Consider the following 23,765-nt stretch of genomic DNA (forward strand, 5'->3'; position numbering starts at 1 on the left):
GCGTGGAACCGTTCCTGCGTCTGCCGTTCGACGTGCCCGTGAAGAACACCAGGCCCCCGGAATTCCATCTCTGGCGCCCCATGCTGGACCTCAGCGACGCGGACGACGCCACCCCCCACAGCGCGCTGAGCACAGAGCTCGCCTACATGAACATGCGGGCGACGCCGGAGGAACGGCTGCCGATCCAGAGCCGGCCCGGGCCGTCCCTCCGCGAACGGATCACCGAGTCCGGCTCCCTGCGCGAGTACGCGTGTGACACCCCCTCCGCGTTGCCCGAGCACCTGCGCACCGCACGGTGGCGGGAACTCGTTGACTGGTGCGAGGAAGCCGAGGGCACGGACCCCGTCCACCGCGGAGGCCTGGCCTCCTTGCTCGCCTCGCTCGGGCTCTACCGCTACCTCGCGAGCTGGCCGCTTCCCGACCATCCGGACGACCCTCACGCCCTCCAGCTCGCCGTCGGCCTGACCCATGCCCGTTCGGTCGTCGACCGCACCGGCTCGCTGCTCGCTTCGAGCGTCGAGGCGCTGGAGCGGGTCATGAGCTGCGGCGACCTGCCGCCCGCCACCCGGCTGGGGGCAGCCACCACCCTGGTCGTCCTTCACTCGCAAAGCCGGCTCAAGGATGTCGACCGGGTCACCGGGTACTGCCGCGAGGCGGCCCGCCACGCCGAAGTGCTCGATCCCGACAAGGACTGGCGGGACCTCCTGCATCTGAGTACCTACTGGCGGGCTGTCAGCTTCGCACCGTTCCTTCACGGGGACCTCCGGGAGACCGATGCCCAGCTCGACAGGGCAGAGGCGCATGCACGCCGGCTGCCCGAAGGGACGCCGCAGGAACGCTGGGTCCGGGCCCAGAACTTCCACCCTCTGCTGGAGACGAGGACGAAAGTCGCGACCGCTCTGGGAGATCTGGACCGGGCGCTCGCTTTCAGCAGGGAACTGCGGGACCGGGACTGGTCGGACGGCAAGGTCCACATCCAGCTGGGAGACGTGCACCGGCGGCGCGGAGAACCTGCGCTCGCCCGCGACGCCTACCTGGCCGCCGTTCCCCTCGGCGCCCCGTTCCGAGCGCTGGCGTGGAGCAAGGCGGCGCAGCTCAGCGGCGACGAGGACGCGGTCTACGCCCTCATGTGCGCGTATCGCGGCGACCCTCGTTCGGTGACCCCCTTGCTTCTGCAGGAGCGCGTATCGCGCGCCAGGGGTGACGACCGGCTCGCCGACTGGGCGGGCCGGACCGCTATGTCCCTCCGTGAGGACCGGAGCAACGAGGAGGCGCAGTGCGTACCGCTTTCCTGAGAGCACCGCAGGAGGGGACGGCTTCCTCGGGGCAAGGCCTTCTCCGGGCCTACCGTGATCTGACGTCCCAGGAGGGTCCGATCCACGCCCGGTCGGTCGCCGCGATGGGGCGCTGTCTGCTGGCCGGGGAACCCGTGCCGTTCTACCAGATCAACACCCTCAGCCGGCTCCGGTGGTTCCTGCGTCTGGAGGACGGCGACATCGCCCTTCACGACCCGCGCGAGGTCGCGCATGCCGACCGGAAACCGGCCTGGCACAAGCTCTGTGACGGCCTCGACGACTGGCCCGCCCTCACCCAGGAGGCACAGGCGGAACTCGTCGCGGTGCTCACCAAGCTCGGCTTCTGGGACCTGGTGCTGCGGCTCGTGCCCGACGACCTCGAGGTCACGGCATCCACGGTCACCGCACGGCTCGCCCACTTCCGATGCAACGCCGCGCTCAAGTCCTCGGGCCCCACGGACCGGACCCGCGCACGGGCAAGTGACGTGACGGAACAGATCGCACTCTCGCAACTCCCCTCCGCTTTGCGGCTGAACGCGGCAGTCAACCTCATCGTCCATCACGCCAAGTCGGACCGCTCCCCCGTGCGACTGCGGTCATGGTGCACGTTGGCCGACGACCTCGTCGCCGGGCAGGAGCCCGACCAGGCGGACCCGATCCAGATGAGCGTCTACTGGCGTGGAGTCAGTTTCCTGCCCTTCTTCGATGGCGACCACCAAGAAGTGCGCCGGATGCTCGACCGGGCAGAGGAGCTCGGACGCCGGGCGCTCGCGGACCCCTCCTGCCAGGACGGCCTGCTCGCCCACGAGAACATGCACCCGCTGCTGGAGACCCGCGGGCGCGCCGCAGCCGCAGCGGGCGACCAGGAGACCGCCGAGCGGTACTACCGAGAACTCGTCGTCCATGACCCTCTGGACGCCAAGACCCACCTGCGCCTCGGGGACCACCTGCACCACAGGGGGCTGCCGGAGGACGCCCGCAGGTGCTACCAGGACGCCGCTGTGATCGGAGCGCCCTACACCGCCTATGCCCTCACCCAGGCGGCACGCTGCTCGGTCGCCCTCGACGACACGGAGCACGCGGTCGCGTCACTCGCCCAGGCCGTGCAGTACGACCCCTGGGCGGTCACACCGCTCGTCCTGCTCCAGGATCTGCTGCCCGGCACGTCACTGAGAGGACTGCGCCCCTGGGCCGGAGAGCGTCTGCAGTCACTTCTCGAAGGTCTCGGAAAGGGGGAACGATGACAGCCACCCACGCACCCGGCCGCACACGGCCCATGTGCTTCGCGCCCGATGCCGAGGCACACCGGGAGGTGCTGGAGAAGATCCTCACGCTGCGCCTGCGGCAGCTGGCCAGGATCTCCGGCCTCGTCGCCAAGGTCCGTCCCGAGAACGCGGCAACGCTCGTACCCCTGCTCGAACGTCTGCCGGAGCTACCGGCCTCAGCACGGGCCACCTTGGCGCGGGACCCCTATTTCCACGCCTCCTTCACCCGGCTCGTGACCGCGCTACGGGCCTCGGACCCGGTGACCGCGCGCACGGCGACGGACCGGCTCACCAGCAGCCTGCTCCTGCCCGCTGCCGGGCTGCTCCCGGGGCCGGTACAACTGCAGGCGGGCCAGGGCGGCGGGTTGTCCCTGGGCGTCGGGGGCCCTCGGCTGCGAGACCACACCCCCGCGGTCGCAGGCACTGTCCACTTCCGGGGCGCAGCCGACGGCGAACTGCACTGGTTCAGTGAGTCCGGAACGAGCGGCACCCTTTCCCCGCACGCGTCGGAACGGCCCGTGCTCGACGGCGACGACGAACGTCTGCCCCCGATGCTCGCCGAACTTGCCGCGGACCCGAAGAGCTTCTCCACCGAGCACGTCCGGCCGGTGACCGCCGGCCACGCACTGACCCACCGGTTCGAGGATGTGTGCGACAGGCTCCGCGCGGCGTGGCCGTCCATGCACGACGAGATCACGGCCAACGTGTCGCTGGTCGTCCCGATCCACAGCCTGCAGACTGCGGCGTTCTCCAACACCGCCTGGCAGGGAGCCGTCTTCCTGCGCGACGACTTCACGGACCCGCTCTTCCTGGCCGAGCGGTTGGTGCACGAATCATCCCATCTGCGTCTGAACGCGGTCATGGCCGTCACCGACCTGCACACCCACAGCTGGGACGAGCGGGTCGACAGCCCGTTCCGTAACGGCCCCCGACCGGTAGCCGGCCTCCTCCACGGCGCGTTCGTCTTCACCCGCGCTGCCGAAGCGCTGCTGCGCATCAGTGAAGGCACGGGTGACGCCGAACGCGGCGCCCGCCAGGCAAAGGCGCTGGTGGAGAAGGTCGACATCGCGCTCAGGACGGTGCGTGTGGCTGTCCGCCTCACCGATGAGGGCCTGGACTTCATGAACGACATCGACCGCGCCCGGCTGTCCGTCGTGTCGCACTGCGGTCACGTGGAGCCTGCCGACGACTCCGACTACCTGCTGGGAGAAATGTGATGACACCGAGCGTGGATACGGGAGGGCACCTGGCAGTGGTCACGGGGGCCGACGAGGCCGCCGGCCACTACGCCTCGCGTCTGCGGGCGTCCGTGACACCGGTCACCCGACGCCTCGCGGCCCTCGCGGGGCCCGGGACGGAGCGCGAACTCGGGGAATGGCGCGACCGGTTCAACTCCCTGGACGACGAGGCCGCGGACGATGTCGTCGGAAGCCCGTTCTTCACCTACTACTGGCTCCAGCTGCTGGACGCGTGCGTCCGCGGCGACCGTGCCTTCGTCGCCGCGTGGTCACGCGACCTCGGGCGTTTCCTCCTGGTGCCCCACCTGCGCAGGAACTCCGGCAGCCGCACCCTGCTGCGGCTGCCGGCCCCCGCGAACGAGATCCATCTCCCTGGCCTGGCGGCCCACTTCACGACGACGGAGCCCGTCGATGCCGTCAGCGCGGGCCCCGACGGGGACGGCAGCTGCCGGGACGGGATCCTGCGGCTTCCGGAGGAGTACCTCATGGGTGAGGGTGCCGATGTACTCGGTTGCGTGCGGCGGGTCCGCCACCATGTCATCACGGACTCCAGGATCGAGGTCTCCGCGGCCGACCCGTGGATCCGCCGCCACCTCGCCTCCATGAACAGCAAGCCTCCGATGGAGGGGTACCCGGCCCCCGATCTGCAGCCGCTGGACGCCGATGCGGCGCAGCTCACCGACATCGACGCCGCCTACGGCCTCATCAAGACCGTCTGGCCCGGTCTGATGCCGGAACTCGACTCGTACGTCAGGCTCTTCGTCCCCTACAGCAGCGCCTTCCACTCGAGCTTCGCCGAAGCCTGCCTCATGCGGGCCGTGTTCCTCTCCGAGGCCAAACACCCTTTCTCGTCCACCGTGTACACCGCCGAGCACCTGCTCCACGAAGCCGCACACCTGCGGCTCACCCTCATCGAGGAACTCGATCCGCTCGTGACGGGCGCCATCGACACCGCATTCGCCTCACCGGTGCGCAAGGACCCCCGGCCGCTCTCCGCCATGCTGCAGACGGTGTTCGCGTTCGCCAGGATCGCCGCGTTCCACCGGCACGCCATCAAGGCGGGCCGAAACACCGAACACGGAGCACGCCACGCCGAGTCGGTGGGTCTGCTCCACAAAGCCCTCCTCGAGGTGGAGAGCGATACCTCACTGAATTTCACCGCGGCCGGTCAACGGCTGTGGTCCGACATGTGGGCCGAGGTCGAACACGCATGACGGGCACGTCCACCACCCCAGCACCCCTGCTCAGACTCCGCGGCCGTGTGCAAGCGGTCTGGGCCGGCGACAGCCTTTTGTTGCGTCTGGGCCCCCGGGCCAGGCGCGTGACGCCGTTCGGCGAGGAGGAGATGCGCCATCTGCACGCACTGCGTGCCGGGCTGACTACAGAAGACGTCCACGCCCGTCCCTGGATGAGGGAACTCCACGAGGCGGGCCTTCTCGAAGAGGTGCGCCCGCCGTCCGACGATCCCGATCTCGGACGTTTCGACCGGCTCCTCAACTTCCTTTCCGAGCTTGAACTGAGGGGGGACGACCGGTACGAAATGCTCGCCCGACTGCGGGCCTCACACTGCGTTGTCGTCGGACTGGGGGGCCTCGCCAGCTGGACGGTGTACAACCTGCTGTGCTGCGGCGTCGGCCGGTTGTCCGTAGTCGACGGGGACACCGTGGAACTGTCCAACCTGAACCGCAGCATCCTGTTCACCGAAGGGGACGTGGGGCGGCCCAAGGTGGACGCCGCCCGGGACTCCGCCCTTCGCTTCAGCCCTCGTACGACGTTCAACGGCCACCACATGATGATCGGTTCAGCCGGAGACCTCGCACCGATACTCGCTGACGCCGACTTGGTGCTCGGCGTGGCCGATCAGCCGCCGTGGCTGATCAAGGAGTGGGTCGCTCTTGCCTCCCACCGCGCCGGCGTCCCCTTCCTCCAAGCCAGCGGGTCCCGCGTCGGCCCCTTCCACCGCCGACAGGGCGATGCCTGTTCGATGTGCGACTGGAGCGGACTGCTCAGGGAGCGCCCCGAGCGCGGGGAGATGCTGCGGCGCCAACAGCTGCTGCCGCGAGGTGACTCCGGTGCGCTCAGCCCGCTCGGATCGATGACAGGGGGCATGATCGCCATGGACGCCCTGCGTCACCTGCTCGGCATCACTCCTCTGACGGCAGACCGGGTATGGGAGATGGGCGGCGACCTCACCTCCGTGCTGCGTGAAGTCCCGAACGATCCTGACTGCGCGGTCTGTTCGGACACGCAAGTACCCCTGCCGCTGCCCAGCCAGTTCGTGAGGCCCGCGTGACCGGGCTGCAGACCCCTCCCGGGCTCCGGACCGCTGCCTCGACAGCCGGCTGGAAACTCTGCCGGCACCACCGGGACGAGAGCGGGGCGATCAGTCTCTGGGAACACCCCAGTGGCGCGAAGCACCTGCACCACGAGCGCTGCGAGGAGCGGGAACACACCTTCGGCGTCGTCATCGAGACGCCCGCCACCGACGACCGGGGAGCGGCGCACGTCCTGGAGCACTGGGTCGGCGCCGGCTCCGCCGCCTATCCGATGAGCAGTGCTCTGCTGACCGCCTCCCAGCGCTGCGGCTCCGCGTTCCTCAACGGCTTCACCGAAACGGGCCGGACGTCGTACACCTTCTCGGCTACGGACGCCGAGGATCACCGCGGACAGCTGGATGTCCTGCTGGACGCGGTCTACCACCCGCTGCTCACCGACCGTACCTTTGCCCGTGAGGCGTGCAGGGCCCTGCCGTCCGCGGAGGATGCGGCGCGGGCACACGCGTGGACAGGCGTCGTGCACAACGAGATGCGGCTGAAGCCCGAACGGCCCACTCAGTGGCTGTCCCGGCTGTTCGCGGCCCGCCACGCACCCGGAAGCCACCACGGATTCCGGCACGAGGGCGTGCCGTCCGCCCTGCCCGAGCTGACCGCCGCCGACACGCGCGCGTTCCACCGCGCCCACTACCGGCCCGGTGCCTCCTTCTCGTTCGGGACGGGACCAGGGCTCGTCGATGCCCTGACCGCGCTGGCACGCGTGACAGCGGACGCGCCCGCTGGCCGGACGCTCCCGGCCGAGCCTTCCAGGAGCGTCACGGCGCTGCATCCGCCCGCAGCCCTGGCACGGCGAAGCTGGGTCACTGCCACGCTTTCCTGGCCGGGTCGCGAGACCGCGTCGTGGGCGGGCGCCCTGCACGCACACGCGGTGCTGATCCAGGCATGGGGTCGACGGGGGAACGACCGGCTGATCTGTCCCCCGTCTGCCGTCGGGGACGACGTGGTGCTGCTCGTGGCAACGCCCGGTGACGGCCTCGACGCCCAGGCGCGCGAGGAGGCAGGGCAGAGTCTCCTTCGTGAGATCAGTAAGACCACCGACGGTGCGTCCCCGGAGGGGCCGCGCCCTCCCACCCTCCTCGAACACTTCGCGGAACCCTACGGCGGACTTCCCGACGGCATCCGCTGGGGGCTCGCGGTCTCCGCCGCGAGATCAGCGGGCCTGGCCCCCTTCGCCCTGCTGGTACCCGGCAGCGTCGAGGTCGCGAGCGTCCCGCCCCGGCCGGCAGCGGCGTTCCTCGACCCGGCCGGTCTCATCGCCGAGCCTGGTGGACCTCCGACCACGGAGCGCGTCGAGTCGGACCAGGCCCTGTGGCGCCTGCAACCCCCTTCGCAGGACGCCCGCTGTCTTCCCCTCAGACCGCTCGGCGACCGGCCGTGGCAGCCGCTCGCCCCCGCCCACGCGCAAGGACCGGGCCTGGACCTCCTCGATCCCCCCGATGCTGACGGCTCGGTGGTCGCCCGCGTGTCCTTGCCGGTGGACCGTTCTGACGCGCCACTGCTCCAGCCACTCGTGAAACTTCTGTCCCTGGGCGCCGGCGAGACGCGGCTCCTTCCGGGGATTCCACAGGTTCGCGAGGAAGGGCGCGGGGTCGTGGCCGACCTCTTCGTCGCGGGCTGGACGCCGGCCGGCTGGCAGCGCAGCACGTCCCGGCTTCGGGACCTTCTGGACGGGCAGCAGGGCGCCGTACGCGCCTCGGCAGTCGTATCGGGCCTGCTGCGCGCCGGCTCCGGGAGGCTGCTGCTCTCCCCTCAGGAACTGTCGGAGAGCGCCGCGTTCGCCGAGGTGTCGGCCACCGGAGCCGCCCATGACGCCATGGCCGGGCTGCCCGCCATGGTCGCGTGGAAAGGGATGACGGACAGCGAGGCCGTGGTCGCGGGACTGCGTCGGCTCCTGGACCGGGCGGAACGTGCCCCGGTCCGGCTGCTGGCCTTCGGCTCCGCGGCTCTCGTGGTGGCCAAGGACCTGGCCGCGATGCTGCCGCCCCCTGCCACGGACGACGCCACCCACTGGGACACGGCCCAGGCGCGGGACCGCATCCGCGTGCCGGCCCGCGGTGAGGGCTACGCCCACGCGCTCGTATGGCCACTGCCGCCGGCGGCGGCGCCCGCGGTGGCGGAGGTTCTGGCCCGCGACGTGCAGCGTCGCATTCTCCATCCGTGGGTACGGGAGGAGGGCGGCGCCTATGCGACGCATGCCTTCTACGATCCCGGCCGTGGTGGCCTCGGCATCTGGATCCACGCAGACCCGGCGGGAGAGGAGCGGCTCGCCCGTCTCCGGGAGAGGATCTGCGAGCGCTACCGTCCACCGGACCACGACGGCCTCGAAACGGCGCGGCTGATGGCATCCCGCACCTTCACACCGCGGCCGGTCACCGGCCCACGCGAGGTGGTCCGGCGATGGGGTCCGGCCTCTCGCGGCGGTGGCGGACTGCTCTCCGTCACAGCCGACGATCTCGAGCAGGCTGTCAGCACCTGGCTCGGTCCGGTACGACCAGCCGCGGCAACGCTGGGATGAGCGGTTGCTTCCGGACAGCCGCAGTAGCCACCACGCCGAGCCCACGAGCGGCACCCACCGGTGGGAACCGAAAGCAGCAGATCATGAACGGAAAGGCGGAAGCCGCATGCCCGGCACGCTCCTCGACCCCGACGCGCACGCAGCCGCCGGCCACCGGCAGCGGCTGGAGCTGTCCCTGACCGGCGAGCTGAACGAGCTCCTCACCTCCCTTCCGGGGGACACTGCGCCGCACGATCCCGTCGCCTCCTCCTGCCCTTCCGCCGACGAAGGGCCCCTCTATCCCGGCCTCTACTCCGCTTACCACTCGCTGCGGAAGCAGGACGGAAAGGAAGCCGGCGCGCTCTGGTTCGCCACGTTCCGGCAGGCAGCCGCCTACCGCACCCGCAGGCGCGACGGGCTCGCCCGCACGGGTGAGTCGGACTACGCCGCAGGCTGCGTGCGACGTGCGCTCTCCCAGGCCCCGCCCGAGATGGACCGGTCCACGGTCACCAGTCATCTGACCGACTGGAGCCCGCCGCAGCGCGCACTGCTCGACCGTGCGCTCGCCCTGCTCGACGCGGCCTGGCCGCAGGCGTACACGGAGGTAGTCACCGCAGTGGCCGAGGTCTCCCTGCTCGGTGGCCACGGGCTGATCGGATTCACCGACTTCGTCGCCCACGGTGCCGTCTTCATCAGCGATTTCCAGCTGACACCGCGTGACGGAGTGAGCGCGGAGCACCTGCTCGCCGAGTCACTCCTGCACGAGGCCACGCACACGGTCTGCAATGCCTCCGCGACGGCTGAGCCGCTGATCCGCAGCCCCCGGGGCGGAGAGGCTCCGCGGGTCAGCACACCCCTGCGTTCGGACCCGCGTCCCCTCGCCGGCTTGACACAGCAACTCGTCGTCCTGACGCGCTGCGCGGAGCTGTACGCACGAGCAGGCGTCGAGGGGCCTGACGGCGCGGGACTGGCCCGACGCGCCCAGCTCCTGGCCGGACAGGCGGCCACGGCCGGCACGACGCTGCGGAAGTTCGAGAAACATCTCACCGAGGCAGGCGTCCGACTGGTTGACGAGGCCGAGCGCCGCCGCCAGGAGGCGACAGCGGGCGTCGGTTCCGTGCCTCCTTCGGCCTGACTCCTGCGCATGGGGCGGTGCGACGGCCACTCCGGTTGCCACCACCACCCGGTGCGCCGCACCCAGAGGCCGGAGCACCGCCGCCGGCACCTTGCGAACTCCCCTTTCCTCGTGCGTGCTTCACACCCAGTCAGAACCACTCGGCCCGGACGGACCCTGCCATGTCTCCTGCACGACTCGCGGCCGACACCGTCGCTCCGCCGGCTCCGCACACCCTGCTGGTGTTCCTCCTTCAGATCGGTGTGCTGCTGGGGCTCGCCCTCGTCCTCAGCCGACTCGCCCGCAAGCTCGGCCTGCCCGCCGTCGCGGGTGAGCTTGCGGCAGGAGTTCTGCTGGGTCCGTCCGTGCTGGCACCGGCGCTTCCCGCTCTCTCCGCATGGCTCTTCCCCCGTGACACCGCGCAGATGCACCTGCTGGATGCCGTCGGACAGCTCGGAGTCCTGCTGCTCGTCGGCTTCACGGGAATGCATCTGGACATGGCGCTGGCCCGCAGGCGTGGCCGCGCCGCTGCCGGCATCAGCGCGGCCGGTCTCCTGCTGCCGCTGGGCATGGGGCTATGGCTCGGGCACGCTCTCCCGGCGCAGTTGAGACCGGCGGACGCGGACCCGGCCGTCTTCGCCCTCTTCATCGGCGTCGCCATGTGTGTCAGTTCCATCCCGGTCATCGCCCGGACGCTTGTCGACATGCGGCTCCTCCACCGCAACGTCGGCCAGATGATCATGGTGGTGGCAGCGATCGACGACATCGCGGGCTGGTTGCTGCTGTCCGTGGTCACCGCGCTCGCCACCACTGGCGTGGGAGCGGGCGAAATCGCGACGCCCCTGATCCACATGGCCCTCGTCATCCTCGCCTTTCTCACGCTCGGACGTCAGCTGGTCCGCCGCGTCCTGTCCGCGGTGGGCTCCTCCGACTCCCCAGGGGCGAGCACCGCCGTCACTGTCGTCCTGCTCGTCCTGGCCGCGGCAGGAGCACAGGCCCTGGGATTCGAGGCCGTTCTCGGCGCCTTCCTCTGCGGCATCCTGATAGGTACGCACGGTCCGAAGGAGCTGACCCAGCGGCTGGAGCCGCTTCGGACGACGGTGCTGCATTTCCTGTCACCCTTGTTCTTCGCCGGAGCAGGTCTACGTATCGACCTCACCGCACTCGCCGATCCCACGACTGCCCTGTGGGGCCTGATCGCACTGGCTCTCGCGGTGACCGGCAAATATCTCGGGGCGGCCACAGGGCTGTTCGCCGGTGGGCTCACCCGCTGGGAGGCGCTGGCACTTGCCGCGGGAATCAACGCCCGGGGCGTCATTCAGGTGGTCATCGCGGTGATCGGACTGCGGGTCGGTCTCCTGAACACCGCGATGTACAGCATCATCGTGCTCATCGCGATCATCACCCCGCTGATGGCGCCGCCCGTCCTGCGACTTGCTGCCCGGCGCATCGAGGAGAGCGCGGAGGAGCGGCTCCGCGAGCACGGTCTGCACGCCCCGGAGGGACAGGACACGGCCCGGGCGTCCACGGAAGACGCGCCCGGCGCTGCCGAGCTGATCCACGACCGAGGATCGAACGCGGAACGGGCTCCCGACGCGAGCTGACTGCCCATCAAAGCTGGCTAGCAGCCTGCTCCGTGGCGTCGAACCAGAACAGCGGGACAGCCCTTAGCACGCTGCCGAGCAGGGTGGTGGGGAGCGGGGGTCAGTGCATGGTGTGGTCGGTGATCCAGCGGGCGGCGAGGAGTCCGGAGGCGGCGGTGAGGGTAGCGGCGGCGATGACGGTGGCATGCAGGCCGAGGGTGTCGGCGAGGATGCCCGCGGGGAGGGCTCCGGCGGCGTAGCCGATGTCGCGCCAGAACCGGTAGGTGCCCAGAGCGTTGGCGCGCCAGGCGGGGTGTGCGTGGTCGGAGACGGAGGCGATGAGGGCGGGGTAGACCATGGCAGTGCCCAGGCCGAGAACTACGGCGGAGAGGACGCCGGCGAGCAGGGGATCGCTGAGCAGGGCGAGGGCGAGGATGAAACCTGCCGCTTGGACGAGCATGCCGGTGACGATGAGAGGTTTGCGGCCGATGCGGTCGGCGAGGCGGCCGGCGGGGATCTGCCCGATGCCCCACAGGATGGGGTAGATGCCTTTGATGAGGCCGACGGCGGCAAGGCCGAGGCCGTGGTCGGTGAACAGCTGGGGGAAGACGCCCCAGGTGAGGCCGTCGTTGAGGTTGTTGACAAGTCCGGCCTGGCTGGCGCCGCGCATGGAGCGGTCACGCCAGGAGGTGCGGATGAACGTGGCGGCCAGGCCGGTCTTCTCACTGCTGGGCGGGGGTTCCGGGTGCTGGGCGAGTTCGAGGGCCACATGGGCGGCGGTGTCCCGGACGGTGAGGGACAGGGCCAAGCCGGCGGCGACGAAGACGACGCCGAGGAGTTCGGGGACGGGGTGCAGGCCGTAGCCGGTGAGCAGTGCGGTGGCGCCGACGGCGGTGTATCCGGCGGCCTCGTTGAGGCCGGTTGCCAGTCCGCGGCGGGCCGGTCCGACGAGGTCGATCTTCATGTTGACGGTCATCGACCAGGCCAGGCCCTGGTTGAGGCCGAGCAGGACGTTCGCGGCGATGATCCAGGTCCAGGACGGCGCCCAGGCAAGCATGAAGGGGACGGGGAATCCGAGCAGCCAGCCGGTGAGGAGGAGCTGCCTGAGCAGCACCAGCCCTGCACCTGTGGCAGTGATGGCCAGTCGTCCACCCACCCGTGTCAGGGTGGGCACGGCGCCGTCGGCGCCGATGCGCTCGACGAAGACGACCTCCGAGCCGTCGCGGACCGCGAGTTGTACGTTTTCACGAGTGAGGGAGGACAGGTCATGCAGGTGAGGCAGCGCGAGTTCGCGGATCCCTTGGCTGCGGGGTGCGAGGGACCCGACTTCCCACAGTCGTAGTCCGACGCGGTAGCGTCCCTGCGCGTCGCGCTCCAGGGCTCCCCAGGCGAGAAGCTCACCGAGCATGCGGTGAACGGTCGACACGGGCAGACGCGCTCGGCGGGCCAGGTCGCTGAGAGACAGGTGCGCATGATCGGCGTTGAATGCGCCGAGGATTTGCAGGGCGCGGCCGATGACGGGGCCCGTACCTGTCGGCGGTGAGGGCTGCTGCTCGGACGGCCGACTCGGTGGGGCTGTGATCGTGGGGCGGTCGTGAGCCAAGGCGTGTGACTCCTTCTTCGACCGGGGTGCGACAGTCCGGCAGGCACTGTTCCTCAGCGAACGGGAGGGGGAATTCCGGGCACAGGACGGGTGGTGGCTTCTGTGGGACGCTCGTCCAGGTCTCATGCCCTGTCGCGGAGTGACTCCTCGTCCAGCGAGGCGAGTCTGCTGAGGATGTCGACGGCCAGTGCCCGTTCACCCGCGGGTAGTGATCCGAGGAGCAGTTCGTTGATCCGTTCTGCTGGAGCGATCAGGGAGTCGAGCAGTTCGGCACCCTCGTCGGTGAGGCTCAGCAGGGTTCGCCTGAGGTCTTCCTCGTCGCGCACCTGGCTCACGTAGTGCTGGTCGGTCAGGCGGCGGATCATATGGTTGACGGTAGAACGGTCCAGTGAGGTGAGGTGTGCGAGAGTCCGCTGGTCGATGCCCGGGTCCCGGCTGAGGGCGTTGAGGATGGCGAACTTCTGGGAAGTGATCTCCCTGGACACGTGCTGGGCCCAGAGGGCTGTGTGCACCTGTTCGGCACGCCGGATCAGATGGCCGATGTAGTTGGGCAGCTCCAGTGCGCGTGCCACGGCGCTCCGTCCGTCGTCGAGGTGGTGCCGGCAGGGAGGCAGCCGGTCTGATGGAGTCTAGAGAGTGCGCGACACCACCTTGGGTGCGACTTGTCCGTCAGCGGGGCCGACGCCCGGGGCGCTGGTCGTAGGGGGTGGCCCGTGAGCCGTCGACCCCCACTTCCAGACGGCCGACCTGCTCGATCTCCAGCACGACACGATCCCCGTGGCTGAGTGGTCCCACGCCTGCCGGTGTGCCGGTCGCGATGATGTCGCCGGGGTGGAGCGTCATCACGGACGAGGTGTAGGCGATCAGGTCTGCCACCCCGAAGATCAGGTCGGCTGTGTTGGTGCGCTGCCGGGTGGCGCCGCCGACATCGCAGCGTAGATCGAGGGAGTCGGGGTCGGGTATCTCGTCGGCGGTGACGATCCAGGGTCCGATCGGTGTGAACGTGTCGAACGACTTGCGTGTGGAGCGGTCTTCGCCGGAGCGGACGGTGATGTCCAGTACGCAGGTGTACCCGAAGACGTAGTCCAGCGCGTCGGCCGCGTCGACGTGAGTGGCGGTGCGCCCGATGACGACACCCAGTTCGCCCTCCTGATCGGTGCGCTTGTCCGTGTAGGGCAGGACGATGTCCCGGCCCGGCCCGATGACCGAGGAGTTGGCCTTCAGGAAGACGCCGAGGTCGGCGACCGACGTGGTGTACTCCATCTCCGCCTTGTGGTCGAGGTAGTTGACCGGGGCGCCGACGACCTTTCCGGGGCGGGGCAGCGGGGATTCCAGGACCGCATCGCTGAGAGGGACGCGTGCGCAGTTGGATACGTCGACATCCACCGCGCCGCCGCGGGCGAGGGCTTCGATGTGCTGGTGCAGTGGGCCGGCCGCACCGGGGGTGCTGCCCTGGGCGAGTTGTTCGGTCACGTCGACGAGGTGGTCGCCGTCGACGATTCCGAGGCGTCCTTTGTTGAACAGGGCCAGGCGCATCGTGGCCTCCTTGTGAAGTATCGGGTGTGGTGTGGTGGATCAGGCGCCGGGATCGGCGCTCTCGGTGCGGTAGAGGCCGAGCGAGCGCATGACGGGCTCGTCGCTGTACGAGAACAGGACGGCATCGTCCGAGGTGGAGGCGTTCAGGTGGCGGTAGGAGGCCCAGCCGGGAACCGCGAAGGTGTCGTGCTCGGACCAGTCCAGACGCACGCCGTCCACGATCGTGGCGCCCTCGCCGCGTACGACGTTGAAGATGGTGGAGGCGGTGTGTCGGCGGCCGGCTCCCTGGAAGCCGGGGCGCAGACGTTGGATGCGGCAGCCGATGGTGGGCATGACCGGGCCGCCCGTCCACGGGTTGGTGTACTCCAGGACGATGCCGTCGACTTCGCTTCCTTCGGCCGCGTCGGCGATGCCTTCCAGTGACCGCTGGGTCTCCTGCCAGGTGTAGCGGGTCACAGGGGAGTTGGGGCCGTCCTGTGAGAGCCAGACGGGGTTGAGCCGGCCGTGGAGGAACTGCCTGCTGCCGGCGTCATCGGCTCGGGTGACCGGTTGGAGGCGCTGGTGGAACTTCTCGTAGAAGCCGGCCTCCAGAGCGTTGACCAGCGGGTAGTCGAGAGCGTCGAGCCAGATCATCGGCGCGTCACCCTCGTGGGTGTGATCGTGCCAGTGCCATCCCGGAGTGAGCAGCAGGTCACCTGGGGCCATGAAGACACGCTCGCCGTTGACCGTCGTCCACGCGCCACTGCCTTCGAGAATGAAGCGGAAGGCGTTGGAGGTGTGCCTGTGGGCCTGGGCAGTCTCGCCCGGCAGGATGATCTGCAGGCCCGCATAGAGAGTGTTGACTGTGGCCGGGGGGTCGCTCAGGCCGGGGTTGACGAGCATGAGGACCCGGCGTTCGGCCTCCTCCAGGGACAGGGTCCTGGAGAAGTGCAGCAGGTGAGGCCGCAGATCCTGCCAGCTCCATCGGTAGGGCACGGCGCGGCTCTTCGGCTCTGCGGGGAACAGATTGCCGTAGAAGCGCCAGAGCGGAGCCGCCCCGAGTCCCTCCAGTGCCTTGTAAGCAAGTTCATCGGTCGTCATGGTGTCCTCCTACGAGTGCGGGATCACGGGGTGGGGACGGCGGCAGGGGCAGGTGTCCACACCCAGGAGACGTCGTTGAAGTCGTCGGACGCTCGTGACGCGAAGAGCTGATTGCGCAGGGTGGCGCCCATGCCCTCCAGGTGGCAGATCTCGCCGAAGCGGCGGGCGTTGGTCTGGATCCGTGCGGCGCGCTCCCGGCGCTGGTCGGCGTACGCGGCGAAGGCGTCCGCAGGGTCTGTGAACCGGCCGAAGGACTGCCCGAGTGCGACTGCGTCTTCCAGTGCCTGGCAGGCTCCCTGGGCCAGGTACTGCAGCATCGGGTGTGCGGCGTCACCGAGCAGGGCGATCCTGCCGTGGACCCAGTTGTCGATGGGCAGGCGGTCGTACAGAGGCCAGCGCCGGTCGCGTGCTATCAGCGGCAGGGCGTCGCGCACGGTCTGGCATGTCCCCGCGAAGCGTTCTTCGAGCTCGGCCTCAGTGCCCCAGTCGTCCGAGTCCGGCGTGTAGTGGTCGCTCTCGAACACGGCGACCTGGTTGTAGAGCTCGCCGCGCCGTACCGGGTACTGCACCAGGTGCATGCGAGGCCCCGCCCAGACCATGACCGCATCAGAGGCGGCGTGCTGCGACATCCGACCGGTCATCCTGTCGGCGGGAAGGGCCCCGCGGAAGGCTACGTAGCGGGAGCAGACCGGTTCTCCGTCGCCGACCAGGGCCTGACGCAGCCGCGAGTGAAGACCGTCCGCCGCCACGACGGCGTCGGCTGTGAGCCTCGGCGCTGTCCCGGCGAAATGGAGGTGTACGGCGGATTCATCCTGTTCGGCGTGCGTGACGGTGTGTCCGGTGCGCAGCGTGATGTCGGGGTGTGCCTGGCAGGCGGCGAGGAGGGCTGCGTGCAGGTCCGTGCGGTGGGTGACGAGGTAGGGATGTGTGAAGCGTTCGGTGTATGCAGCGCTGCGCAGGTCGAGAGAGGTGACCTGCTCGCCGCTCAGGGCGTCCATCATCACGAGCCGGGGCGGGGCGACCGCAGTGCGCTGGACTGCGTCGAGGACCCCCAGTTCTTCGAGGGCCTGTGAGGCGTTCGGGGCGAGCTGCAGGCCGGCTCCGATCTCCCCGAACCGGGCAGCTCGTTCGAGGAGAGTCACGTGGTGACCGGCGCGTGCGATCGACAGCGCGGCGGCCAGGCCGCCGATACCACCGCCGACCACGGCGATGCGGAGTGCAACAGGGGTCACGGACATATGGCCTCCTTGGTCAGGGAAGTGGAGGACACCGAGGGGAAGCGCGAGACGCGCGCAAATGATCAGTACATCAATCATTGGTGTACGGACTATATTGCGAGGGTGTTACCCCGGTGTCAACGGTTCAGCGGGGAAAGGCCAGCAGGGAAGACGGGACGTCAGGTCTGTGCGATCAGCATGCGGCCGTGTGACTGTCCGCGAATACGGGAGCGTCGGTGCGCGTGGTGATGTCCGCGAACGTTACGCCCGGGGCTGTTTCGACGAGGGCGAAGCCGCGTTCGGTGACGTCCAGGACGCCGAGGTCGGTGATGATGCGGTGCACACACTGCCGACCGGTGAGGGGCAAAGTGCACTCCTCCACGATTTTGGGGCTGCCGTCCTTGGCGGTGTGCTCCATGAGGACGATGACGCGCCGGGCGCCGTGGACGAGGTCCATGGCGCCGCCCATACCCTTGACCATCTTGCCGGGGATCATCCAGTTGGCGAGGTCGCCTCGGGCCGACACCTGCATGGCGCCGAGAACGGCGGTGTCGATGTGACCTCCGCGGATCATGCCGAAGGAGAGTGCGGAGTCGAAGAAGGAGGCACCGGGCAGGACGGTGACGGTTTCCTTCCCGGCGTTGATGAGGTCCGCGTCCACCTGGTCCTCGGTGGGATAAGGGCCGGTGCCGAGGATGCCGTTCTCGGAGTGGAGCACGACGTGCACCCCGGGCGGGAGGTAGCCGGGGATGAGGGTGGGGAGGCCGATGCCCAGGTTGACGTAGGAGCCGTCAGCGAGTTCCTCGGCTGCGCGGGAGGCCATCTGTTCACGGGTCCAGGGCATCAGTTGCCCACCGTCCTCTTCTCGATGTGCTTGTCGGCGGCCTGCTCGGGGGTGAGCTCCACAACCCTCTGCACGTAGATGCCGGGCAGGTGGACCTCGTCGGGGGCCAGCTCGCCGGGTTCGACGAGTTCCTCGACTTCAGCGATGGTGACGCGGCCGGCCATGGCTGCGAGGGGGTTGAAGTTGGCCGCAGCCCGGCGGAATACGAGGTTGCCGTGCCGGTCGCCCCGCCATGCTCGGACGAGGGCGAAGTCGGTGGCGATACCGTGCTCCAGAAGATACGTGCGCCCGGAGAAGTCCCGGGTTTCCTTGGGCGGCGAGGCGACGGCAACCGTGCCGTCGTGTGCGTAGCGCCAGGGCAGGCCGCCCTCCGCCACCTGGGTACCGACGCCGGCGGGCGTATAGAAGGCGGGTATCCCGGCGCCACCGGCCCGCAGGCGTTCGGCGAGCGTGCCCTGCGGGGTCAGCTCCACCTCCAGCTCTCCGCTGAGGTACTGCCGGGCGAATTCCTGGTTCTCGCCCACGTAGGAGCCGGTTACACGGGAGATGCGTCCTGCGGCGAGCAGGACGCCGAGGCCGCGGCCGTCCACTCCACAATTATTGGAAACTACATTCAGGCCGCCGGCCCCTTGCTTGTGCAGGGCGTCGATGAGCACATCGGGAATGCCGGAGAGCCCGAAGCCGCCGACGGCCAGTGAGGCACCGGACGGGATGTCTGTGACCGCCTCGGCGGCGCTGCCGCTGACTTTGTTCACGTGTGTGATTCCTTGTCTGTGATGGCGCCGGGCAGGACGGTGGACCGGCGGCCGTCGACGACGAGATCGGCGCGGACGGCGCCGGCGTTGGCCTAGACGATGTCGATCTCGCAGAACGCGCCCGCGGTCTCTTCGGCCCAGGCGCGGGCTGAGCCTCGTCGGTAAAGCCCAAAGGGCTGGGGACGAGAGCAGTGCCGCCCTTCCGGGCGACGAGCCGCTGGGCCACGACGGCCTACTCGTGGATCAGGTCGCCTTCGACGGCCTCCACGCCTTCAGCGGCGAACCGCAGAGCCGCTGACCGGCCCTGGCCTCGCGCGGTGCCGGAAATCGGAGTCACTTTGCCTTCGAGCCGTTTCGCACCGCGGCTTCGGGGTGAAGGGCGTCAGATATGGACTTGACGCCGCCGTGTGCCGTGAGGCCGCCGTCGACGGGTATCTCGGCTCCGCTGATGAACGACGACTGGTCGGACATCAGGAAGACCACCAGGGGAGCCACCTCGTCGACGCTTCCGGTGCGTCCCAGCGGGGTCTCGCGGATGTTGGCCTCGCGGAAGGCTGGGGCGGCGGAGGCGGTCATCTCGGTCTCGATATAACCGGGATGGATCATGTTGACCCGGATACCGCGGGGGCCGAGCTCCAGCGCGGCGGCCTTCGAGAGGCCCCGCAGGGCCCACTTGCTGGTCGTGTACGCGACCGGGTAGTGGGCGGTGAGGGCCGCGGACGAGCCGACGTTCACGATGGAGGAGCCCGGGGGCATCAGGGGTGTGAGGTGCTGGATGCCGAGGAGAGGGCCGGTGACGTTGACCGCGTGGACGCGGGCCATGTCGTCGGGGCGTACGTCGCCGACGCGTGCGCGCCAGGTGATGCCGGCGTTGTTGACCAGGCCGTGCACCTGCCCGTGGGTCTCCCGCAGTGCGGCGGTGAGGCCGGCCCAGTCCTTCTCGCTGGCAACGTCGAGACCACGGCATCCGTGCACGGGTTCAATATCTGTGGCGATGACATGGGCGCCCTCGCGGGTGAGGGCGGCGGCCTCGGCGGCGCCCTGGCCACGGGCCGCTCCGGTGACGACGATCACCTTGCCGAGCAGTCTCATCGAGGTCTGGTCGGTCACGGCCGCTCCCGGCTGCGGCGCCGGCCGGCCGGCAGGGGGAGGGGTTCCACACCCGGGACCACGGTGTTGGTGAGCGTGCCGATACCTTCGACGGTCAGGCTGACGGTGTCACCGGGCTGCAATGGGGGTGGGGTCTGCTTGCCGCTCAGGCCCCAGAGTTCGGCGAGGCAGCCGCCGTTGCCGCAGGTTCCCGACCCGAGGACGTCGCCCGGGACGACGCGGGTGCCGCGGGAGGCGTAGGCGGTCATCTCCTCGAAGGTCCAGCTCATGTTGGACAGCAGGTCCGTACCGACGGTCTCACCGTTGATCCTCGCGGTGAGGGCCAGCCGCAGGAATCCCTCGACGTCACGGTGGGGCTCCAGCTCGTCGGCGGTCACGAGGTAGGGGCCGAGGGTGGTGGCAGTGTCCTTGCCCTTGCACGGGCCGAGGCCGACTTTCATTTCGGCGGACTGCAGGTCGCGTGCGGACCAGTCGTTGAAGACGGTGTAGCCCACGATGTGGTCGCGGGCCCGTTCCGGTGTGAGGTCGCGGCCTTCGCGGCCGATGACGGCGCCCACTTCGAGTTCGAAGTCGAGAACTGCGGAGCCGGGCGGCACCGGGACCCCGTCCCGGGGTCCGTAGATCGCGTGCGGATTGGTGAAGTAGAAGGTCGGTGCCGCATACCACTCGTCGGGCACCCCGGCGACGCCGTCGATCGATCGGCGCACGCCTTCGACGTGCTCCTCGAAGGTGACGAAGTCGCGTACCGAGGCGGGCCGGAGCGGGGGGAGCAGCCGCACCTGGGACACATGGGGCCCGGCCGGCACATCGAGTGCCGCCGCGCCTGCGGCGAGCAGGCCGGGCAGCCCGTCGGTCTCCGTGAGCAGCGCGGTCAGAGACGTAACGCCGGGCAGGGGGAAGAGTGTGCCGTCCTCTTCCACGACGGCCACCCGGTGGCCGTGCTGATGTTGGTAGGCGGCGAAACGCATGGTGCGGCTCCAGCGGAGTGTGGGTCAGGTGAGCAGGATGTGCATTGGGTCGGGTCGTGGCCCCGTCCCGATAGCTGGCCGCCCGCGCGGAGGTGCTGGCTGCGGTGGTCCGCTGCCGTCCGACAGCTGAGCGAGCGACGGTACGGGGTGACTTGGGTGCACCGGGTTCCTGGAGTGCGGCGGGGTGCTTCGGACAGGGGCTGTGCCGCCGCGCCCCAGGTTCGCCCGATCAGACGGGCGGGGCGACGAACACGCCGCGGTCGGGGTCGTTGAACGACTCCTTGGCGACGATCTCGTTCATCGCGTTGGCGGTGCCCCACTGGTCGGTGACTTCGGGCTTGGAGAAGTCGTAGACGTGCGGGTGCCAGGTGTCCTCGTCGAGGTTCTCCAGTTCCGTCGTGTACTCGACGGTGTTGCCGTGCGGGTCGAGGAAGTACGTGAAGGTGTTGTCGCCCGCCATGTGGCGGCCGGGGCCCCAGATCTTCTTGAAACCGGACCGCATGACCCGGCCCGAGCCGCGCATGTACTCGTCGATGCCGCGCATCTCGAATGAGACATGGTGCAGGGCGGTGTGGGGTCCCTGGGCGATGGCCATGGAGTGGTGTTGGTTGCTGATCCGCATGAAGTGCATGACTTCGCCCATATGCGGGGAGCTGAGCGTGTCGGAGAGCGCGAAGCCGAGGTGACGCTCGTACCACTCACGGGTGCGGTTCAGGTCGGGGGAGTTGAGGACGACGTGGGACAGCTTGACCGGGATCGCTTCCTTCTCCTCGATCCTGCGGTGCTGGCGGACCTCGACGTCGGCGGAGACCTCGATGGTGCGGCCGTCGACGTCGAAGAAGCGGAAGCCGTACCCGCCGCCCGGGGTGTCCACCTTTCCGGGCCGGCTGATGAGCTCCACGCCGCCGGCCAGCAGCCGCTCGGCGAGGGTGTCCACGTCGGCCGGGTTCGCGGCGCCGTAGGAGACGAGGTCGAGACGCTTCTCCTCGGCTCTGCGCAGCCGTACGACGTACTGCTCGGGGGAGCCCTCGGCGGCGAGGAACGAGATCCCGGAGTCCTCGGCGACCATGGTCAGGCCCCACACGCCGGCGTAGAAGTCGAGCTGCTTGTCGTAGTCGGGCACCGCGAGGTCGACGTGCCGAAGGTGGGTGAGCAGGCGTGCGTTCATGGTGTTCCTCCTCGTGAGGTCAGGCGAGTCGCAGCAGGGCGGCGGCGTTGCCGCCGCGTACCGCGTCGAAATCGGTCTCGGACAGTCGTGCGGCGCGCAGCGCGCCGACCGGATCCTCGGATCCCATGTCGAAGGGGAAGTCCGAGCCGAGCAGGACCCGGTCCGCACCTGCGACCTCGATCAGTGAGCCCAGCACCCGCGGGTCGTGGACGAGGGAGTCGAAGTAGATCCGCCTGAGGTAGCTGCTGGGCAGGTGCGCGCACCCCGCGCCGGCGTCGGAGCGTGCCGACCAGGCGTGGTCGGACCGGCCGATGTGGGTGGGCAGGTATCCACCGCCGTGGGCGGCGATCAGTTTCAGGCTGGGGTGCCTGTCCAGGACCCCGGAGAAGATCAGGTGCGAGAGGGCCACGGCGTTCTCGGTGGGCTGGCCGACGGTGTTGGACAGGTACCACTGGTCCAGACGCTCGTCGAGCGTGCACCCGAAGGGATGCAGGAAGAGAATCGCACCCGTCTCCTGGGCCCGTGACCAGAACGGCTCGTACGCCGGGTCGGACAGCTCGCGCCCCGGTGCGTGGCTGGAGATCTCCACACCGGCCAGCCCCTGGCCGAGGGCATGGTCGAGGGCGCGCACCATGAGATCAGGGTGCTGGAGAGGTACGAGTCCCAGCCCGCGCAGCCGGTCCGGAGCTTGGGCGCAGTGTGTGGTCGTGGCCTCGTTGGCGAGCCGGTAGACCTTCTCGGCCGTGTCGCGGTCCGCCCAGTAGTGGTAGTGAGAGGGGGAGGGGCTGACCAGTTGGACGTCGACACCCTGGGCGTCCATCGCCGTGAGGCGTGCGGTGACATCGGTCATCTTCGGGATGCGTGCGCGGACCATGGGGCCGCTGACGGCAAGGGCGTCGGGGCCGTTGCGTCGGGCGTCCAGCTCCTTGGCCTCGGCGTGCGCGGGCATACCGGCGACGAGCGCCTCGATCTCGGGGAGCAGGACGTGGGCGTGGACGTCCACGGTCGGGGATGTCACGGCAGCTCCCGGAGCATCGTCATGGTGCGGCGCATCAGGCCGGGCACGTCGGCGTCGCGGACTCCGTCGAGCTGCCACTGTCCGATCTGGACGGACGCCTCCACGACCGGCTGGACGCGGGTGATGCGGCGCTCGTAGTACGCCTGGAGCAGTGCGTCGTCCCAGGTGCCGGCCTCGGTCAGCATCTGGGCGAGGACCCAGGCGTCCTCCAGGGACAGGGCGGCGCCCTGGGCGAGGGTGGGCGGGCAGCAGTGCGCGGCGTCGCCGATGAGCACGATGCGGCCGCGGTGCCAGGAGCCCTCGACGAGCATCCGGTCGAACCAGGTGTAGTTGACCTGTCCGGGATCCGTGATGGTCGCGGTGATCGCCGGCCAGAATCCGCCGTACGCGGAGGTCAGTCGGCGCATCTCGTCGGCGTAGGTCTCCGGCGGGATGGATGCCCGGTCGCGGTTGGCCTCGACGACGTATGCGTAGAGCGTGGTGTCGCTGGTGGGGCAGTAGCCGGCGATGTAGGCCGGGCCGCCGTAGGCGAGGTCGGTGCGGGTGAGACCAGTTGGGCGGGGGGCGGCAATGCGCCAGATGGCCATGCCGGTCGGCTCCGGCTTCGCGGTGATGCCGATCGCGGCGCGGGTGGCGGAGCCGAGGCCGTCGGCGGCGACCACCAGGCCGTAGCGGCCCTCGGAGCCGTCGCTGAAGCGCACGGTGACGCCGTCGTCGTCCTGGTCGAAGTCGGTGGCCTTGGCGCCCAGGCGCACGTGGGCTCCGCTCGCGCGCACCGCGTCGATGAGGATCTGCTGCAGCTGTGGGCGCTGCATGCCGACGGTGGCCGGCAGGTCGTCGCCTCCGCTGCGGATGTCGTCCTGGGCGTGCAGGACGGTGCCGTCGGGGGCGGTGATGCCCACCGAGCCGAAACCGTAGCCCGATGCCTGCACCTGCTCCCACACGCCCAGTTCGCGCAGTACGCGCAGGGCGTTGCCCTGGAGGGTGATGCCGGAACCCGCGGTGGCGTTCCAGTCGTCCTTCGCTTCGATCAGGTCCACGTCGAGGCCGGCGCGGCGCAGCAGGATGGTGAGGGCGTTGCCGGCCGCGCCGCCGCCGATCACCAGGACCGTACGTTCGTTTCTCATGGGGAACTCCTTTGTTC

At 69.6% G+C, this 23,765-nt stretch carries 20 protein-coding genes; 8 read left to right on the top strand and 12 right to left on the bottom strand.

Annotated elements, in window-relative coordinates; genetic code table 11:
• Positions 1 to 2 precede the first annotated feature (2 nt).
• The 8 genes from SH922_RS34050 (at position 3) to SH922_RS34085 (ending at position 11,343) form a co-directional block, all read left to right on the top strand.
• A complete protein-coding gene (locus SH922_RS34050; RefSeq protein ID WP_393062404.1) occupies positions 3 to 1,295 on the top strand; it encodes a tetratricopeptide repeat protein in 1,293 nt (430 codons plus the stop codon).
• Entirely contained in the window at positions 1,277 to 2,539 is a 1,263-nt protein-coding gene (locus SH922_RS34055; RefSeq protein WP_393062405.1) for a hypothetical protein, read from the top strand. Before SH922_RS34050 ends, SH922_RS34055 begins: the two co-directional genes overlap by 19 nt.
• Complete coding sequence (locus tag SH922_RS34060; protein WP_393062406.1) at positions 2,536 to 3,777, top strand: aKG-HExxH-type peptide beta-hydroxylase; 1,242 nt, start codon at positions 2,536 to 2,538, stop codon at positions 3,775 to 3,777. Before SH922_RS34055 ends, SH922_RS34060 begins: the two co-directional genes overlap by 4 nt.
• Positions 3,777 to 5,012 carry an aKG-HExxH-type peptide beta-hydroxylase gene (locus SH922_RS34065; protein ID WP_393062407.1) on the top strand — a complete coding sequence of 412 codons (1,236 nt, stop codon included), beginning with the start codon at positions 3,777 to 3,779 and terminating at the stop codon, positions 5,010 to 5,012. The genes SH922_RS34060 and SH922_RS34065 overlap by 1 nt, the downstream gene beginning before the upstream one ends.
• On the top strand, positions 5,009 to 6,091 hold the full coding sequence (locus SH922_RS34070; RefSeq protein WP_393062408.1) for a HesA/MoeB/ThiF family protein: 1,083 nt from the start codon (positions 5,009 to 5,011) through the stop codon (positions 6,089 to 6,091). Before SH922_RS34065 ends, SH922_RS34070 begins: the two co-directional genes overlap by 4 nt.
• Positions 6,088 to 8,646: an insulinase family protein gene (locus SH922_RS34075; RefSeq protein WP_393062409.1), complete on the top strand. Its 2,559-nt coding sequence runs from the start codon at positions 6,088 to 6,090 to the stop codon at positions 8,644 to 8,646. The genes SH922_RS34070 and SH922_RS34075 overlap by 4 nt, the downstream gene beginning before the upstream one ends.
• A gap of 106 nt (positions 8,647 to 8,752) precedes the next feature.
• On the top strand, positions 8,753 to 9,760 hold the full coding sequence (locus SH922_RS34080; RefSeq protein ID WP_393062410.1) for an aKG-HExxH-type peptide beta-hydroxylase: 1,008 nt from the start codon (positions 8,753 to 8,755) through the stop codon (positions 9,758 to 9,760).
• Between the two features lie 161 nt (positions 9,761 to 9,921).
• On the top strand, positions 9,922 to 11,343 hold the full coding sequence (locus tag SH922_RS34085) for a cation:proton antiporter (protein ID WP_393062411.1): 1,422 nt from the start codon (positions 9,922 to 9,924) through the stop codon (positions 11,341 to 11,343).
• A gap of 100 nt (positions 11,344 to 11,443) precedes the next feature.
• Here SH922_RS34085 and SH922_RS34090 read toward each other — a convergent pair whose 3' ends face one another.
• The 12 genes from SH922_RS34090 to SH922_RS34145 form a co-directional block, all read right to left on the bottom strand.
• Complete coding sequence (locus SH922_RS34090; protein ID WP_393062412.1) at positions 11,444 to 13,051, bottom strand: MFS transporter; 1,608 nt, start codon at positions 13,049 to 13,051, stop codon at positions 11,444 to 11,446.
• Positions 13,048 to 13,497 carry a MarR family winged helix-turn-helix transcriptional regulator gene (locus SH922_RS34095; protein WP_393062413.1) on the bottom strand — a complete coding sequence of 150 codons (450 nt, stop codon included), beginning with the start codon at positions 13,495 to 13,497 and terminating at the stop codon, positions 13,048 to 13,050. Before SH922_RS34095 ends, SH922_RS34090 begins: the two co-directional genes overlap by 4 nt.
• A gap of 97 nt (positions 13,498 to 13,594) precedes the next feature.
• Positions 13,595 to 14,461 carry a fumarylacetoacetate hydrolase family protein gene (locus SH922_RS34100; protein ID WP_393062414.1) on the bottom strand — a complete coding sequence of 289 codons (867 nt, stop codon included), beginning with the start codon at positions 14,459 to 14,461 and terminating at the stop codon, positions 13,595 to 13,597.
• 39 nt (positions 14,462 to 14,500) lie between these two features.
• Positions 14,501 to 15,541, bottom strand: coding sequence for a cupin domain-containing protein (locus tag SH922_RS34105; RefSeq protein ID WP_393062415.1), 1,041 nt, complete (start codon positions 15,539 to 15,541; stop codon positions 14,501 to 14,503).
• A gap of 23 nt (positions 15,542 to 15,564) precedes the next feature.
• Positions 15,565 to 16,773, bottom strand: coding sequence for an FAD-dependent monooxygenase (locus tag SH922_RS34110; protein WP_393062416.1), 1,209 nt, complete (start codon positions 16,771 to 16,773; stop codon positions 15,565 to 15,567).
• 178 nt (positions 16,774 to 16,951) lie between these two features.
• On the bottom strand, positions 16,952 to 17,602 hold the full coding sequence (locus SH922_RS34115; RefSeq protein ID WP_393062417.1) for a CoA transferase subunit B: 651 nt from the start codon (positions 17,600 to 17,602) through the stop codon (positions 16,952 to 16,954).
• Positions 17,602 to 18,357 (bottom strand): CoA transferase subunit A, encoded by a 756-nt coding sequence (locus SH922_RS34120; protein WP_393062418.1) that lies wholly within the window; start codon positions 18,355 to 18,357, stop codon positions 17,602 to 17,604. Before SH922_RS34120 ends, SH922_RS34115 begins: the two co-directional genes overlap by 1 nt.
• A 333-nt stretch (positions 18,358 to 18,690) precedes the next feature.
• Complete coding sequence (locus SH922_RS34125; RefSeq protein WP_393063762.1) at positions 18,691 to 19,449, bottom strand: SDR family NAD(P)-dependent oxidoreductase; 759 nt, start codon at positions 19,447 to 19,449, stop codon at positions 18,691 to 18,693.
• Positions 19,450 to 19,463: 14 nt separating this feature from the next.
• Positions 19,464 to 20,435 carry a fumarylacetoacetate hydrolase family protein gene (locus tag SH922_RS34130; RefSeq protein ID WP_393062419.1) on the bottom strand — a complete coding sequence of 324 codons (972 nt, stop codon included), beginning with the start codon at positions 20,433 to 20,435 and terminating at the stop codon, positions 19,464 to 19,466.
• Between the two features lie 229 nt (positions 20,436 to 20,664).
• Positions 20,665 to 21,603, bottom strand: a complete 939-nt coding sequence (locus tag SH922_RS34135; RefSeq protein WP_393062420.1) for a VOC family protein — start codon at positions 21,601 to 21,603, stop codon at positions 20,665 to 20,667.
• Between the two features lie 19 nt (positions 21,604 to 21,622).
• A complete protein-coding gene (locus tag SH922_RS34140) occupies positions 21,623 to 22,621 on the bottom strand; it encodes an amidohydrolase family protein (RefSeq protein ID WP_393062421.1) in 999 nt (332 codons plus the stop codon).
• Positions 22,618 to 23,748, bottom strand: coding sequence for an FAD-dependent oxidoreductase (locus tag SH922_RS34145; RefSeq protein WP_393062422.1), 1,131 nt, complete (start codon positions 23,746 to 23,748; stop codon positions 22,618 to 22,620). Before SH922_RS34145 ends, SH922_RS34140 begins: the two co-directional genes overlap by 4 nt.
• Positions 23,749 to 23,765: the final 17 nt, after the last annotated feature.

The sequence above is a fragment of the Streptomyces sp. LN549 genome (assembly GCF_043203805.1).
In the GTDB taxonomy this organism is placed as follows: Bacteria; Actinomycetota; Actinomycetes; order Streptomycetales; family Streptomycetaceae; genus Streptomyces.

Excerpts from the sequence above, each read along its gene's own strand:
- SH922_RS34105 (WP_393062415.1), bottom strand. The coding sequence starts at position 15,541 with ATGACGACCGATGAACTTGCTTACAAGGCACTGGAGGGACTCGGGGCG.
- SH922_RS34065 (WP_393062407.1), top strand. The coding sequence starts at position 3,777 with ATGACACCGAGCGTGGATACGGGAGGGCACCTGGCAGTGGTCACGGGG.
- SH922_RS34080 (WP_393062410.1), top strand. The coding sequence starts at position 8,753 with ATGCCCGGCACGCTCCTCGACCCCGACGCGCACGCAGCCGCCGGCCAC.
- SH922_RS34060 (WP_393062406.1), top strand. The coding sequence starts at position 2,536 with ATGACAGCCACCCACGCACCCGGCCGCACACGGCCCATGTGCTTCGCG.
- SH922_RS34125 (WP_393063762.1), bottom strand. The coding sequence starts at position 19,449 with ATGAGACTGCTCGGCAAGGTGATCGTCGTCACCGGAGCGGCCCGTGGC.
- SH922_RS34135 (WP_393062420.1), bottom strand. The coding sequence starts at position 21,603 with ATGAACGCACGCCTGCTCACCCACCTTCGGCACGTCGACCTCGCGGTG.
- SH922_RS34090 (WP_393062412.1), bottom strand. The coding sequence starts at position 13,051 with ATGAGACCTGGACGAGCGTCCCACAGAAGCCACCACCCGTCCTGTGCC.
- SH922_RS34070 (WP_393062408.1), top strand. The coding sequence starts at position 5,009 with ATGACGGGCACGTCCACCACCCCAGCACCCCTGCTCAGACTCCGCGGC.
- SH922_RS34100 (WP_393062414.1), bottom strand. The coding sequence starts at position 14,461 with ATGCGCCTGGCCCTGTTCAACAAAGGACGCCTCGGAATCGTCGACGGC.
- SH922_RS34145 (WP_393062422.1), bottom strand. The coding sequence starts at position 23,748 with ATGAGAAACGAACGTACGGTCCTGGTGATCGGCGGCGGCGCGGCCGGC.
- SH922_RS34115 (WP_393062417.1), bottom strand. The coding sequence starts at position 17,602 with ATGCCCTGGACCCGTGAACAGATGGCCTCCCGCGCAGCCGAGGAACTC.
- SH922_RS34130 (WP_393062419.1), bottom strand. The coding sequence starts at position 20,435 with ATGCGTTTCGCCGCCTACCAACATCAGCACGGCCACCGGGTGGCCGTC.
- SH922_RS34085 (WP_393062411.1), top strand. The coding sequence starts at position 9,922 with ATGTCTCCTGCACGACTCGCGGCCGACACCGTCGCTCCGCCGGCTCCG.